The sequence below is a fragment of the Stappia sp. G46H5W genome (genome assembly GCF_058448995.1).
This window is the reverse complement of record NZ_JBZFLL010000001.1, coordinates 978,050-993,050: the sequence shown is the minus strand read 5'-3', so window position 1 is coordinate 993,050 and position 15,001 is coordinate 978,050. Positions and strand designations below refer to the sequence as shown.

Here is a 15,001-nt window from a genome sequence, read left to right as displayed (position 1 = left end):
GGCCGCGCGCGCGATGCTAGCATGACGCGTGCCGGGAGAGGCGCGGCGTTTGCAGGGTTGCGGGCCCGGGCGGCGGCTCACGTGCGCAGCACCCGGTAGATCGCCGGGATCACCAGAACGGTGAGCAGGGTGGAGGAGGCGAGGCCGAACAGCAGCGAGATCGCCAGGCCCTGGAAGATCGGGTCGGTCAGGATCACCGCCGCGCCGATCATCGCCGCCAGCGCGGTCAGCAGGATCGGCTTGAACCGCACGGCGCCGGCCGCCAGCAGCACCTCGGTCAGGGGCTGGCCGGGCTGGCGCGCATGGCGGATGAAGTCGACCAGCAGGATCGAGTTGCGCACGATGATGCCGGCAAGCGCGATGAAGCCGATCATCGAGGTGGCCGAGAACGGCGCGCCGAACAGCCAGTGGCCGCCGATGATGCCGATGAAGGTCAGCGGCACCGGCGTCAGGATCACCAAGGGCACGCGGAACGAGCCGAACTGCGCCACCACCAGGATATAGATGCCGAGCAGGGCGACGGCGAAGGCTGCGCCCATGTCGCGGAAGGTCACCCAGGTCACCTCCCACTCGCCGTCCCACAGGAGCGTCACCGTGCTCTCGTCCTCCGGCTGGCCGTTGAGGCGGATGACGGGCTTTGGCAGATCGCCCCAGTCCATCGCGTCGATGGCATCGCGTACCGCCAGCATGCCGTAGAGCGGGGCCTCGAAGTCGCCGGCAAGCTCCGCCGTCACCATGTCGGCAAAGCGGCCGTTGTGGCGGAAGATCTGCGGCGAGGAGAGTTCGTCGCGCACCTCGACCACATCGCCCAGCTCCACGACGCTGGTACTGCCGGGCAGCACGTCGGCCGGGATCGGCGTTGCCAGGAACCGTTCGTCCAGCACCTTGTCGCCGCGCGCCCGCTCCAGCCGGATAGGGATGGGCGCCCGCCCCTCGCCCCGATGCGAATAGCCGAGCGTGCGCCCGCCGCCGAGGATCGCCAGCGTGTCGAACACGTCGCTTTCCTGCACCCGGAAGAAGTCGAGTTCGTCGGTGGAGACGGTCACCCGCTTGCGCGGGGCCGGCACGCCGAAACTGTCGTCGACATCGACGATGAAGGGGACCGAGGCGAAGGCCTCGCGCACCTTGTCGGCCACCGCACGGCGCGTTTGCGCGTCCGGTCCGTAGATCTCGGCAAGCAGCGTCGCCAGAACCGGCGGGCCGGGGGGCGGCTCCACCACCTTCAGCACCGTGCCGGCCGGAACGTCGAGGGCGGCAAGCTGCCGGCGCAGGTCGAGCGCCACCGCGTGGCTGGCCCGCTCGCGCTCGCCCTTGGGCGCCAGCACCAGCGCGACGTCGCCGAGCTGCGCCTGCTGGCGCAGATAGGAGTGGCGCACCAGCCCGTTGAAGTCGAAGGGCGCGGCGGTGCCGGCATGGGTGGTCGCCGAGACGACCTCCGGCAGCGCCATCGCGGTGCGGGCAACGGCCTGCGCCACCGCATCCGTCTGCTCCACGGTACTGCCCTCGGGCAGGTCGATGGCGACGGAGAGCTCGGACTTGTTGTCGAAGGGCAGCAGCTTGACGGTCACGTCCCGGGTGGCGAACAGCACCATGGAGCCGAGGGTCGCAGCGCCGACGATCAGCAGGAAGGCCCAGCTGCGCGCCTTGGACGCGAGGAGCGGGCGGGCGACCGCCAGATAGGCGCGCCCGAGTCGGCCGCCGGAATTGGCGTCATGCCCTGTATCGTGACCACCGTGGACGGGCGCCTTGCCGGCGACTTTCAGCATCAGCCAGGGCGTCACCGTCACCGCGACGAAGAAGGAGAAGATCATCGCCGCCGAGGCATTGGCCGGGATCGGGCTCATGTAGGGGCCCATCATGCCGGAGACGAACAGCATCGGCAGCAGGGCGGTGACGACGGTCAGCGTCGCGACGATGGTCGGGTTGCCGACCTCGGCCACCGCCTCGATGGCGGCGGTCCGGCGATCGCGCCCGTCCGCCATCCCCCAGTGGCGGGCGATGTTCTCGATCACCACGATGGCGTCGTCGACAAGGATGCCGATGGAGAAGATCAGCGCGAACAGCGACACCCGGTTCAGCGTGTAGCCCATCACCCAGGCGGCAAAGAGCGTCAGCAGGATCGTCACCGGGATCACCACGGCAACGACCAGCGCCTCGCGCCGGCCGATGGCGGCCATCACCAGCGCGATGATGGAGAGCGTCGCCAGCCCCAGGTGGAACAGCAGCTCGTTGGCCTTCTCGTTGGCCGTCTCGCCGTAGTCGCGCGTCACCGTCACATGCATGGAGGCGGGAACGAGCGTTCCTTCCAGCGCCTCGACGCGGGCCAGCACTGCCTCGGCGACGGTGACCGCATTGGCCCCGGCGCGCTTGGCGACCGCCAGCGTCACCGCCGGCACGCGGCTCGCTTCGCCGCTTTGGTACATCGACGAGATCGCATCGCTTTCGGAAATGAAGGCGATATCGGCGACGTCGCGCACATAGACCGGGCGGCCGTCGCGGGTGGTCAGGACCAGATTGCCGATCTCCTGCGGGCTGGACAGGGTCTCGCCGGCGACCAGCGTCACCTCGCGTGCCGTGCCGTCCTGCAGCGCACGCACCTGCCCGCTGGGGAACGCGCGGTTGGCGCCGCCGACCTTGCCCGCGAGCTGCTGCAGCGTGACGCCGTTCAGCGCCAGTCGCTCGGGATCGGGACTGATGCGCAGTTCCTCGCCGACCGCGCCGACCAGGTAGGTGAGGCCGACATTGTCGACCTTCGACACCTCCACCTGCAGCTCGCGGGCAATGCGCGTCAGCGCGGCCGGAGTGATCGTGTCTCCCGTCCCTGGCGCCGGCGTGAGCGTCAGCGAGACGATGGCGACATCGTCGATGCCACGACCGACGACCAGCGGCTCGGGAATGCCGACCGGGATGCGGTCCATGTTGGCGCGGATCTTGTCATGGACGCGCAGCACCGCCGCATCCGACGAGGTGCCGACCAGGAAGCGCGCGGTCACCAGCACGCCATCGTCGCGGGTCTGCGAATAGACGTGCTCGACCCCGTCGATGCCCTTGACGATGGTCTCCAGCGGCTCTGTGACGAGCTTCACCGCGTCGGCGGCGCGCAGCCCGCTCGCCTCGACATGGATGTCGACCATCGGCACGGAGATCTGCGGCTCTTCCTCGCGCGGCAGCGTGACGAGGGCGATCAGCCCGAGCGCCAGCGAGGCGAGCAGGAACAGCGGCGTCAGGGGCGAGGCGATGAACGCGCGGGTGAGCCCGCCGGCAATGCCGAGCCCGCCACCGGAAGGCGTGGTCATGGCAGGAGAACCTCGTCGCCGGGCGCAAGGCCCGAGAGAATTTCGGTATAGGCGGTGCCGTCGAGGCGGATGGTGCCGCCGGTCAGCACGGTGTGCTCCACCGGCCCGGCGCTGCCCGCCAGCGTCACGAAGTCGAGGCCGGCGCGAGTGGTCACGGCCGCGGGGGGGAGCAGGATCGCCTGCCGCTCGCCGACCGGCACGCGCACCAGCACGCGGGCATTGACGAATTGCGTGTCGAGCTGCTCGACCTCGACATCGGCGATCACCCGCCCGCCCTGGATCTGCGGGTAGACCTTGGCGAGCCGGCCTGTCGTCGTCGCACCATTGGCGCCGATCTCGATATCCGCCCCGTCCTTGAGGTTTTCCGCGTGGCGCTCGGGGATGGCAAGGCGCAGGAAGGTGCCGCCGCTGCCCAGCACGGCGACGGTCTCGCCGGCCATGATCACCGCGCCCCGGGTGACCGGAACGGTGAGCACGCGCCCGTCGGCCGGGGCCAGAACCTCGCCTTCCTCGCCCTGGCGCACGACGACGGAGCGCTCGGCGCGGGCGGCGGCGATCTGGTTGCGGGTGACATCGACGGACGTGGCCAGCTGCTCCAGCCGCTGGCGGGTGACGACGCCGCGCTCGACCAGGGTCTGGGCGCGGGAAAGTTCGGCCTCGGCGTTTTCCAGCTGGCTCTGCAGGGCGCGCAGGCGCGCGTCGATGGCCGCCACCTGGAAGGCGATCTTCTCGTCGGTCACGCTGGCGATGCGCTCGCCGGCGCGCACGGTGTCGCCTTCCTCCACCGCGAGTTCCGCAATGGTGCCGCCGATGCGGGCGCGGGCGGGAACCTCGTCCCGCGCCTGGACCTGGCCGAACACGGCCTTCCACTCGGTCACCGCGCGGCTTTCCACGGTCAGGGTCTCCGCCGACAGCGCCGGCCCCGCAAGGGCGAGGGCCGAAACTGCCAGCACTGCGGCACGCAGGATCATCATGCTCTCCGTCAGAACGCCGTTCCCGGCGCGATGCCGAGGCGGCGGAAGATCATCGCCGCCGGGCAGAAGCCGGTAAAGGCGGCCTGCAGCATGTTGAGGCCGATGAAGACGGTGAACCAGACGAAAAGCGGCGACACGGTGAGTGTCAGCGCCACCGAAAGAAGCGTCATGGCGCCGGCAAAGGCGAGAACGGCACGGTCGAGGGTCATGGGAAAACCTCCTGGGAGCTTGATTTGTTCAAATATTAGTATCTTCTAAAATTACGTCAATACGGGTCATCCCTGACGCATGCGGCAAGGGCGCGCATCCACCGTGCGCGGCGCCGGCAGCGCAAATCCCGTTGGCCAATCCGGGCGCGCTTTGTTAATCACGGCGAAACAGGCAAACGAGGAACCTGAGAATGACCGCAGCCGACCACGGCATTTTGCCGGCGCAGGCCGTCGCCGAGATGTTCGAGCGCGGCGAGATCGGTGCGCCGCGCCGTCCGGACGACGACCAGATCCAGCCGGCGAGCCTCGATTTGCGGCTCGGGCCGCTCGCCTACCGGGTGCGCGCCAGCTTCCTGCCGGGCGCAGGCGCCAGGGTGATGGAAAAGCTCGACCGGCTGAAGCTGCATGCCTTCGACCTGACCCGCGGTGCGGTGCTGGAGACGGGCTGCGTCTACATCGTGCCCCTGATGGAAACGCTGGCGCTGCCGCAGGATGTCGCCGCGACCACCAATCCGAAGAGCTCGACCGGCCGTCTCGACGTGTTCACCCGCGTGATCACCGACGAGGGCCGCGCCTTCGACACCGTGCCGGCCGGCTATCGCGGCCCGCTCTACGCGGAGATCAGCCCGCGCACCTTCCCGGTGCTGGTGCGCGAGGGCTCGCGCCTGTCGCAGATCCGCTTTCGCCGCGGCCAGCCGACGCTGGACGATGTCGCGCTGTCGCTGGTCCATGCGAACCACGGGCTGGTTTCGGGCGGCGAGGCGACCATCGGTGGCGGCGTGCATCTGACCATCGATCTGGAAGGGGCGGGCGAGGGCAGCCTGATCGGCTATCGCGGCAAGCGCCATACCGGCGTCATCGACATGGACCTGCGCGCAGGGCAGGACCCGCTCGACTTCTGGGAGCCGATCATCAATCGCGGCGGCCGCGACATGATCCTCGATCCCAACGAGTTCTACATCCTCGTCTCGCGCGAGGCGGTGCATGTGCCGCCGCTCTATGCCGCCGAGATGGTGCCCTTCGATCCACTGGTCGGCGAGTTCCGCGTCCATTACGCGGGCTTCTTCGATCCCGGCTTCGGCCATTCGGAGATCGGCGGCGGCGGCTCGCGCGCCGTGCTGGAGGTACGCTCGCACGAGGTGCCGTTCATCGTCGAGCACGGGCAGACGGTCGGCCGTCTGGTCTATGAGCACATGCTCGACCGCCCGACGACGCTCTATGGCGAGGGCATCGGCTCCAACTACCAGGGCCAGGGCCTGAAGCTGTCGAAGCACTTCCGCTGAGTGCTGCGCGCGGGACCGGGTAAGGAGCAAGGGGCATCGCGGCTTTTCCGCGTGCCCGCCGCCGGCTTGACCGCTGTGGGTTGATTTAGTATGTCATCCTGACCAAATGGAGATGCGATGACGCCGACGGAAGCGCTCGAACGGCTGCACCGGCTCGCCCACCGGCAATGGTCGATGCAGGCCGCCGAGGCAGGGCTCAGCCACAGCGAATTCGAGTACTTGCGCGCGATCCGTGCGCAGGAACGCCAGAAGGTGGACGAGAACGACCACGGCCAGCACCTGCAGGACGTGGTCGAAGCTATGGGCGTGCGCAAGGCTTCGGCCAGCGCCATGGTCCTGAAACTCGAGGAACGGGGGCTCGTGCACCGGGTTCCCTGTCAGATGGATGCGCGGGCCCAGCACATCCTGATCACCGACGAGGGCGCGCATCTGCTGCGCCAGGGCGAGGAAGTCTATCGCGGGGCGCTGCGCCATCTCTATGAGGGGCTGGAGCCCTACGAGGCGGCAGCCTTCCGCCTGGCGTTGAAAACGCTGGCCGACCTGCCCTGACGGGCAGGGGCCTTGCCGCGCCGAACCGGCCGGGCGCGGGGCCGGCCCCAGAAACCCGACCAAAGAAGCCCGGCCCCAGAGGCGCGCCCCCAGAAACCCGACCCCAGAAACCCGACAATAGAGGATCTGCCCGACATGCGACGAAACAGGTCTTGATCATGTAGTCTGTCTTACTAACTAACTAACTAACTTTATGCAAACTCCGGGCAACCGGCGGGTCGATGGAACGGGCCGGCAGGCGCCCGGTCCCCGATGTCCACGATGTCCACGATCCCCCGATCCGCAAGCGGATCCATCTTCCCGATCCGGTAACCGGGTCCATTTCCCTGAAGAGCGGAGACACGTCATGTCCTTCGAAGCTGCCCTGATCGGCGCCGCCATCCATATCCTGTTCTGGCAGGCCCTGCCCAAGTGGGGCACCTGGTTCAACCGCCTGATCGCGGCGCTGCCCTCGCCGCTGCGCACGCTCTACAAGCAGTGGAACTGCCCGTATTGCGCGGGCTTTTGGATCGCGCTCGCCCTGCATGCGGGTGCGGGCCTCACCACGCTGGACGGCCTGCCGGAGCTGCCGGCCTTCTGGGGCCAGCTCGCCGTCCCGCTCGGCTGGTTCCTCGATGCGCTGGCGACGGCGGTGCTCCTTCTCGTCATCGTCGTCGCGATCAACGCCCTGCGCCTGCCGGCGATGCGCGCGGCCATGCTGCAGAAGGAGTTCGCCGCCTCGCAGGAGGGGTGAGGCGAGGCATGGTGCGGGGCGCGCCGACCGCACGATGCGGACAAGCGGTGCGCGTGTTCTTGCAAGATCTCGCAAGATCTCGGCAGCCGTCGAACAAGTTCCTCCTGCAAGGAATGTTGACGCGCCCTGCGCCGTGGACTATCAGGATCGTCAAATTCCGTGGTGATTTGAGCCGGCCGGCTTGCAGCCACGTTAAACAAGTCGCTAAACAGGCCGGGTTGCAAAGACCCCGGCCCATTCACGGCCGGGGTTTTTGCGTTTGGAGAACGGCATGACGACGAACAGGCACGGCTGGCACCCCGAGACCACCTTGGTGCATGGCGGAACGACCCGCTCACCCTTCGGGGAAACCTCCGAGGCGATGTTCCTGACACAGGGCTTCGTCTACGCAACGGCCGAAGCGGCCGAGGCACGTTTCAACGGCGATGATCCCGGCTTCGTCTATTCGCGCTACTCCAACCCGACCGTGGCGATGTTCGAGAACCGCATCGCCGCGCTGGAAGGGGCGGAGGCCGCCCGCGGCACCGCCAGCGGCATGGCCGCCGTCAACCTGGCGCTGATGGCCTGCTGCAAGGCGGGCGACCATGTGGTCGCCGCCAAGGCGCTGTTCGGCTCCTGCCGCTACATCGTCGAGACCCTGCTGCCGCGCTTCGGCGTCTCCTCGACGCTGGTCGACGGCACAGACCTCGACGCCTGGCGCGCCGCCATCCGCCCGGAGACGGTCGCCTGCTTCCTGGAAAGCCCGACCAACCCGACGCTGGAAGTGATCGACATCGCCGCCGTCGCCGAGATGGCCCATGCGGTTGGCGCCAAGCTGATCGTCGACAACGTCTTCGCCACTCCGATCTGGCAGTCGCCGCTGGCGCTGGGCGCGGACGTGGTCGTCTATTCCGCCACCAAGCATATCGACGGACAGGGCCGCTGCCTTGGCGGCGTCGTGCTGGGAACCGAGGAGTGGATCAACGACGAGGTGATGCCCTTCACCAAGCATACCGGCCCGTCGATGAGCCCGTTCAACGCCTGGGTGATGCTGAAGGGGCTGGAGACGCTGGCCCTGCGCGTGGAGCGCCAGACCCGCACCGCCTCGCGGCTGGCCGACGTGCTGGCCGAGCATCCGGCGGTCGCCCGGCTGATCTATCCCGGCCGTGCCGACCACCCGCAGGCCGAGGTGGTGCGCCGCCAGATGAAGGGCGGTTCGACCATGCTGGCGCTGGAGCTGAAGGGCGGCAAGGAAGCGGCCTTCCGCGCCTCCAACGCGCTCAAGATCGTCAAGATGTCCAACAATCTGGGCGATGCCCGCAGCCTGATCACCCATCCGGCGACGACGACGCACCAGTCGGTTGCCGAGGAGGCGAGGGCGGAGCTGGGCATCACCGACGGGCTGCTGCGCCTGTCTGTCGGCCTGGAGCACGAGGACGATCTGGCGGCCGACCTGCTGACCGCGCTGGACGTGGCCCAGAACGCCTGACGGGCGCCTAAAGCAGCCGCGACACCATGACGAGACGCGCGGTCGCCGAGACCGCGCAGACCGCCGCGAAGGCCCAGGCGATGGGCGCGAAGGCGGCCGGAAACAGGCAGAAGGCGAGGAAGACGGCGATCGTCTCGGCGCCTTCCGCCAGCCCCCCGAGATAGTAGAGCGACTTGGACCCCTGCGCGCTGGTCGAGAGCCCGCGCTTTTCCGCCATGATCGCGAAGCCGAGAAAACTCGCCCCGTTCATGTAGAAGCTGAGCAGCAGCGCGCTGGCCGCCAGCGCATTGGCCGAAGGGTCGGCGAGGGCGAAGGCGAAGGGGATCGCCCCGTAGAAGAAGAAATCCAGCACGATGTCGAGATAGCCGCCGCGATCCGTGCGGACGCGGGCGCGCGCCACCGCGCCGTCGAGCCCGTCCGCCAGCCGGTTGGCAAGGATCAGCAGCGCGCCGAGCAAGGGGGCATGCCAGCAGATGGCGAACGCCGCGGCGATGCCGCAGGCAAAGCCGGCGAGCGTCACCGCATCGGCGCTGATCCCGGCGGCCGCAAGACGCCGGCCGGCTGCATTGAGCGGCGGATCGATGAGCGGCCTGAGGCGGGCGTCGAACATGGGCGGGTCCTTCGGACGGCGGAAAAGCCTTGGCCCAAGGCAATGCCGTGGACGGCCCCCGCGCGCAAGCGGCGCGCAGGTAAATTCGCTGTCACGGGACGGCGATCAGACGCCCGCGCAAGGGGCTGGTAAAGCCGGCAAACCGGATTAGATTGCGGGATCATGAGCCGGACCCGGACCCGCAGCGGGGCCGGCGGAACGGCGGGCGAGGCGGAAGGACAGGCATGTACCGGGCGGTGACGCGCGATATCCAGGTGACGGTCGAACCGCACTATCTCGCGGATGAATCCAGCCCGAACGACAATCGTTTCGTGTGGGCCTACTCCGTCGATATCGTCAATCTCGGCCTCGACACGGTGCGCCTGCGCGCCCGCCACTGGCGCATCGTCGACGCGCTTGGCCGGCTGGAGGAGGTGCGCGGCCTCGGCGTCGTCGGCGAGCAGCCGGTGCTCGCGCCCGGCGAACGCTTCGAATACACCTCCGGCTGTCCCTTGCGCACCAGCTCCGGCGTGATGCAGGGCAGCTACCAGATGGAAACCGTCGACGGCGAGCGTTTCGACGTGGCGATCCCGGCTTTCTCGCTCGACATTCCCGGCACCGCGCGCAGCATCAACTGACCGCCCGCCTCTCGTGCGAGGCCGGCGCCCGATGCAGCCCTGCCTTGCCCCGGCTGCCCTTGAACGGGGCGGGGGAGGAAGTATATCAAGGGCTCGAGGACGACCTCACCCGGCGGCGGCACGCTCCGCGACCGGGCAGATCGGCCGGGACGACCCGGTTTGCCAAACCGGGAGTTTCCCATGCGTTCGACCCTCGACCGTCTCCGCCACGCCCTTGCCTTCGAGATCCTCGGCCTTGCCATCATCACGCCGCTCGGCGCGCTTCTGTTCGGCCTTGCCATGGCCGACATGGGTGTGATCGGCGTTGCCGCGGCCACGCTCGCGACGGTGTGGACCTACATCTACAATCTCGGCTTCGACCATGCGCTGATGGCCCTGCGCGGCGACACGGCCAAGAGCCTGCGCCTGCGCGTCGGCCATGCGCTGCTGTTCGAACTCGGCCTGCTGGTGATCCTGGTGCCGCCGATCGCCTGGTATCTGGACATCGGCCTCATCGAGGCGCTGGTGATGGATGCGGCGCTGGCGCTGTTCTACGTGGTCTACGCCTTCGTCTTCAATCTGGCCTATGACGCAGTGTTTCCGGTGCCGCGGCCGGCCCTGCAGGACGGTTGACGCGCCTTCCGGGCGCGGCAGCGCCAGCATTCCCCAGTCATATATATGTATTTGTGATGGGAGGTGAGGAGCCTGTCGTCTTTTTTGTTGACAGTGGCGAGCAAAACCGCCGCCTGTAAACGACGTATAAACAGTAACAAGGTTATGTTCGGTCCCTTCCGCAGGCGAAGAGCGGCTTGTCTTTCGGGGTGAGCTATCTTTCGCGGTGTTCGGGGGGAACTGAGGCTGCGTCGAACGGAGCGGGAACCGGTTGAGGGAAACGGGGATGCGCAACACGGTGATAGATCAAGGCACCTTGGCGCTGCCGCCATCGCAAATGCTTCTGCACGCGTACCGGTCGTCCTTCGATACCACCTCCATCCGCATCCTGGTCTGCGACCGCAATCTGACCGTTCGCGACGTCAATGCCGCCTGTCTGGAGACCGAAGGGCTCGACAGGGCGGATTTCGTCGGCCGGCACCTGGCCGACGTGATGGGCCGCAAGGTCTACGAGCGCCGGCTGCCGCACATCGAGGCGGCGCTGGCGGGCGAAGCGCGGACCTCGGTGGAATGGGGCCTGCGCCGCGCGACCCGGGGTCAGCTGCTGCGCATCCGCCACGAGCCGGTGCGCGACGAGGCCGGCGAAGTGATCGGCATGCTGCTGACCATGGAGGACCGCACCGACCTGCACGAGCTGGAACAGCGCGTGTCGATGCAGGACGAGGTGATCAGCCAGACCTCCGACGCGCTGGCGGTGGTCGATACCGAATTCCGTTTCCTGTGGGCCAATCCCGCCTATGCGATGATCTGGAACCGCCTGCCGGAAGAGGTGGTCGGCCTGGCGGTGCCCGATGTCATCGGCATGAGCGGCTTCGAGGAGAGGGTGTTGCCGCACCTGACCCGCTGCTTTGCCGGCGAGGTGGTGCAATACGAACTGGTCAGCGCCCGCGCCGACGGCGAGGAGACCCATTTTTCCGTCCGCCTGGAGCCGCTGAAGGGCGAGGACGACGCCCTGATCGGCGCCATCGTCAACATGCGTGATGTCACCGAGACGGCGCTGCTCGACCGCCACATGCGCCGACAGGCCCTGCTGGACACGCTTACGGAACTGGCCAATCGCCACGCGCTGGAAGGCGAAATCGCACAGCGCATCGAGATCTGCGCCAACCAGGAGGCGTGCGCGGAGGGCTGCCGAACGGCCTTGCTGCTGGTCGATCTCGACGACTTCAAGGTGGTCAACGACCTGGCCGGGCACACGGCGGGCGATGCGCTGCTGCGCCAGGTGGCGAGCCTGCTGAGGAGCCTCGATCCGAACGCTTTCGTCGCGCGCCTGGGGGGCGATGAATTCGCGCTGGTCGCTGAGGTGGTCGACGAGGCCGGTGCGGTGGCGCTGGGCGAGCGGGTGGTCCACTCGATCGAGGCGGTCGGGTTCTCGTGGAACAGCGAGTTGTTTTCGATCAGCGCCAGCGTCGGCGTCGCGTTGCTCGACCAGAAGGCCTTCGCCGCCTCGACCCCTTCGGTGCAGGATGTGCTGAACTGGGCCGACCGCGCGTGCCTCGTCGCCAAGGAGAAGGGCGGCGCCCGCCTGTCGGTCTTCCATGCCGACGACAACGAGATGCGCGCGCGCTTCGAGGAGATCGGCAATTTCCAGGTGGTGCAGAACGCGCTCCAGCATGACCGGTTCGAGCTGTTCGTGATGCCGGTCGCTCCGGTCGACGACACCGGCCGGCCCTGGCATGAAGTGCTGCTGCGGGTGCTGTCGGAAGACGGACGGCCGCTGCCGCCGGCCGGTTTCATCGCCGCAGCCGAACGCCATGGGCTGATGAACCGGGTCGACCGCTGGGTGGTGGAGACCGTGCTGCGTCGCCTGCCGGACCTGCCCGCCGATGCGTATCTTTCCATCAACCTGTCGGGCCAGTCGGTCGGCGACCCGATCTTCTGCACCTTCCTGCTGGCGGCCCTGGATGCGGCCGGTGTCGCCCCCGGCCGCCTTGCCTTCGAGATCACCGAGACCTCGGCCGTGCGCTCGATGGAGACGGCGCTGGAGCTGATCGCCGGGCTGAAGGCGCGGGGCCTCGGTGTGGTGCTCGACGATTTCGGCTCCGGGCTCTCCTCCTTCGGCTACCTGCGCCGCTTCGACGTGGACATGCTGAAGATCGACGGCAACATCATCGGCAATGTGCGCGAGGACAGGGTGCAGCAGACCATCGTCGCCGGCATCGTCGCCGTGGCGGATGTCATGGACGTGCGTGTCGTAGCGGAATATGTCGAGGACCAGGAGACGCTGGAGGTTCTGCGAGGGCTCGGCGTCAGTCTCGTCCAGGGCTTTTATATCGGAAAGCCCGTGTCATGGGGCGATGTCTTCGGCAAATGACAGTATGTCAATTCCCTCACTGCAATAGAAGTTCCCGCCGTGATAGAGGATATTAGTGTGTGCCGCGTCCGGCCGGAAGGTCATCGCGAGACATTCTCGGCCGGTGGTTGCGGAGGACTGCAATGTCGTATGGGCCCCGTGGCATGAGCGGAAGCTCTCTGGACTGTCTCGATGACGTGCCCGAGCTTCCCGCAGACACGGGGACGCCGCACCAGACCACCACGGCGAACGAGGGGTGGCCGATCCCGGTCGACCGCAGCTTCGTGCGCGCCGCGATCATCGAGCTGAATCGCGCCGGCATCTTCGTCTGCGACCGCGACTACCGGATCTGGGACGTCGATGGCGCCTTCCTCGACATGGAGAGCCTCGAGCGCGACCAGGTGATCGGCCGGCATGTCGCCGAGATCGTCGGGCCGGACGTTTTCTCCTTGCGAAAGCCCTATATCGACATGGCCTTTGCCGGCCAGTCCTGCCGCCTGCGCGTTCAGGGCGTGCGCAAGCACATGTGCGGCAGGCTGTTCGAGGTCGCCATCCAGCCGATCTCGGCGCCCGGCGCCGAGGTGGCCTGTGTCGTGGTGTCCGTGCGCGACATCAGCCAGTTCGAGGCGTTGCACGAGCGGCTGTCGCTGCACGAGGAGATCGTGCGCCAGACCACCGACCGCATCTCGGTGATCGGCACGGACTTCCGCTACAAGTTCACCAACGCGGCGAATGCCGCCTTCTACGGCATGCAGCCGGTAGAGTTCGAGGGCCTGCATGTCAGCGAACTGATCGGCAGCGAGCGGTTCGACGGGCGCGCGCGCAATCACTTCCTGAGCTGCTTTTCCGGCCAGTCGGTGGAATACGAGCACGATCTCGTCTCGACGAGCGGCGAAGTCCGGTTCCTGCGCGTGCGCATGGACCCGTATCGCGATGCCGACGGCACGATTTCCGCCGCTATCGTGGTGATGCGCGACATCACCGCGGCCAGCCTGATGGAAAAGGAACTGCGGCGACAGGCGCGCGAGGATGCGCTCACCGGGCTGGCCAACCGGCATGTGCTGCAGGCCGATCTGGAGGACGTGATCGCCCGCGCTGCCGCCGGCCGCGAGCGGGCGGCGCTCCTGACCATCGATCTCGACGACTTCAAGATCGTCAACGACATCTCCGGCCATAGCGGGGGCGATGCGCTGCTGTGCCAGATCGCCGGCCTGCTCAAGAGCCGCGAGGCGAACGAGCAGGTGCGCTGCGCGCGGCTCGGCGGCGACGAGTTCGCCGTGGTGCTGCGCGGCGCGGACGAGACGCAGGCCCTCGACTTCGGCAACCGCCTCGTCTCCGATCTGGCGACCATGCGCTTCGCCTGGGGCGGCATCACCCACGCCGTCACCGCCAGCGTCGGCATCGCGCTGGTCGATCCGCAGACGGAAGGCGGGTTGCCGCTGACCGTCTTCCAGCTGCTCAACCGGGCCGACCGCGCCTGCCTCTATGGCAAGGAGATCGGCGGCGCGCGCGCCGTGGTCTTCCGCCCCGACGCGGAAGAGATGATCGCCCGCCAGATAGATGTCGGCAATGTGCGGATCATCTCGGACGCGGCCGAGCACGAGCGGTTCCAGCTCTACACCATGCCGATCCTGCCGGTGGACGGGCGCAGCACGCCTCTCAGGGAAGTGCTGCTGCGCGTGATCGGCGAGGACGGACGGGTGCTGGCGCCGGCGGCGCTGATCGGTTCGGCCGAGCGGCACGGGCTGATGCCGCGCATCGACCGCTGGGTGGTCTCCACCGTTCTGGCCAATGTCGACAATGTGGAGGCCGAAACGCGGCTGTCCATCAACCTGTCGGGCCTGTCGGTCGGCGATCCGGAGTTCAAGGATTTCCTGCTTTGCGCGCTCGACCGGCACCCGGACGCGGCCTCGCGCCTGTGCTTCGAGATCACCGAGACGGCGGCCGTGCGCAGCCTCGCCACCGCGCAGGCGCTGACCGGCGAGCTGCGCCGGCGCGGGTGCGGCGTCATTCTCGACGACTTCGGCTCGGGCCTGTCGTCCTTCGCCTATCTGCGGCACTTCCCCGTGGATGCGCTGAAGATCGACGGCGCCATCATCGGCGACGTCGCCCATGACGGCTTCCAGCAGACGGTGGTCGCCGGCATCGTGGCCATCGCGGCGAAGCTCGGCGTCGGCGTCATCGCCGAGTATGTCGAGACGGCGGAAATGCAGACCATGCTGCGCGACCTCGGGGTCTCGCAGGTGCAGGGCTTCCACGTCGGCAGGCCGACGCCGTGGGTCGGCTACGGCCTGACGGACTGAGAGCGCGGAAAGCCG

Annotated in this window: 12 protein-coding genes and 1 riboswitch; of the genes, 8 read left to right on the top strand and 4 right to left on the bottom strand. The window is 68.0% G+C overall.

Annotated features, from left to right (window positions below):
* Positions 1-77: 77 nt before the first annotated feature.
* From ACVJ6E_RS04060 to ACVJ6E_RS04050, 3 genes are read right to left on the bottom strand one after another with little or no spacing between them, the layout of a single operon-like run.
* Positions 78-3,296 carry an efflux RND transporter permease subunit gene (locus tag ACVJ6E_RS04060; protein ID WP_120268793.1) on the bottom strand — a complete coding sequence of 1,073 codons (3,219 nt, stop codon included), beginning with the start codon at positions 3,294-3,296 and terminating at the stop codon, positions 78-80.
* Positions 3,293-4,267: an efflux RND transporter periplasmic adaptor subunit gene (locus ACVJ6E_RS04055; protein WP_199681160.1), complete on the bottom strand. Its 975-nt coding sequence runs from the start codon at positions 4,265-4,267 to the stop codon at positions 3,293-3,295. The genes ACVJ6E_RS04060 and ACVJ6E_RS04055 overlap by 4 nt, the downstream gene beginning before the upstream one ends.
* Before the next feature lie 11 nt (positions 4,268-4,278).
* Positions 4,279-4,479, bottom strand: a complete 201-nt coding sequence (locus tag ACVJ6E_RS04050; RefSeq protein ID WP_120268795.1) for a YgaP family membrane protein — start codon at positions 4,477-4,479, stop codon at positions 4,279-4,281.
* Positions 4,480-4,670: 191 nt separating this feature from the next.
* On the opposite strand from ACVJ6E_RS04050, the gene ACVJ6E_RS04045 reads away from it, so the two are divergent.
* The 4 genes from ACVJ6E_RS04045 to ACVJ6E_RS04030 all read left to right on the top strand — a co-directional run bounded on the left by ACVJ6E_RS04045 (position 4,671) and on the right by ACVJ6E_RS04030 (position 8,512).
* Complete coding sequence (locus ACVJ6E_RS04045; protein ID WP_120268796.1) at positions 4,671-5,762, top strand: 2'-deoxycytidine 5'-triphosphate deaminase; 1,092 nt, start codon at positions 4,671-4,673, stop codon at positions 5,760-5,762.
* Between the two features lie 117 nt (positions 5,763-5,879).
* On the top strand, positions 5,880-6,311 hold the full coding sequence (locus ACVJ6E_RS04040) for a MarR family winged helix-turn-helix transcriptional regulator (RefSeq protein ID WP_120268797.1): 432 nt from the start codon (positions 5,880-5,882) through the stop codon (positions 6,309-6,311).
* 346 nt (positions 6,312-6,657) lie between these two features.
* The gene (locus ACVJ6E_RS04035; protein ID WP_120268798.1) at positions 6,658-7,044 is read left to right on the top strand and encodes a hypothetical protein; all 387 of its coding nucleotides are present in this window, start codon (positions 6,658-6,660) and stop codon (positions 7,042-7,044) included.
* 149 nt (positions 7,045-7,193) lie between these two features.
* Positions 7,194-7,273: riboswitch (SAM riboswitch) on the top strand.
* Positions 7,274-7,315: 42 nt separating this feature from the next.
* Positions 7,316-8,512 (top strand): O-succinylhomoserine sulfhydrylase, encoded by a 1,197-nt coding sequence (locus ACVJ6E_RS04030; RefSeq protein ID WP_120269254.1) that lies wholly within the window; start codon positions 7,316-7,318, stop codon positions 8,510-8,512.
* Positions 8,513-8,519: 7 nt separating this feature from the next.
* Here ACVJ6E_RS04030 and ACVJ6E_RS04025 read toward each other — a convergent pair whose 3' ends face one another.
* Positions 8,520-9,122 (bottom strand): CDP-alcohol phosphatidyltransferase family protein, encoded by a 603-nt coding sequence (locus ACVJ6E_RS04025; protein ID WP_120268799.1) that lies wholly within the window; start codon positions 9,120-9,122, stop codon positions 8,520-8,522.
* Positions 9,123-9,346: 224 nt separating this feature from the next.
* Between ACVJ6E_RS04025 and apaG the strand changes: the two genes are divergently transcribed.
* The 4 genes from apaG (at position 9,347) to ACVJ6E_RS04005 (ending at position 14,986) form a co-directional block, all read left to right on the top strand.
* Positions 9,347-9,739, top strand: coding sequence for a Co2+/Mg2+ efflux protein ApaG (gene apaG, locus ACVJ6E_RS04020; RefSeq protein ID WP_120268800.1), 393 nt, complete (start codon positions 9,347-9,349; stop codon positions 9,737-9,739).
* Between the two features lie 180 nt (positions 9,740-9,919).
* Positions 9,920-10,351 (top strand): PACE efflux transporter, encoded by a 432-nt coding sequence (locus ACVJ6E_RS04015; RefSeq protein ID WP_120268801.1) that lies wholly within the window; start codon positions 9,920-9,922, stop codon positions 10,349-10,351.
* Between the two features lie 316 nt (positions 10,352-10,667).
* A complete protein-coding gene (locus tag ACVJ6E_RS04010; protein WP_158592678.1) occupies positions 10,668-12,704 on the top strand; it encodes an EAL domain-containing protein in 2,037 nt (678 codons plus the stop codon).
* 143 nt (positions 12,705-12,847) lie between these two features.
* Complete coding sequence (locus tag ACVJ6E_RS04005; RefSeq protein WP_158592679.1) at positions 12,848-14,986, top strand: EAL domain-containing protein; 2,139 nt, start codon at positions 12,848-12,850, stop codon at positions 14,984-14,986.
* The last annotated feature ends 15 nt before the right edge of the window (positions 14,987-15,001 follow it).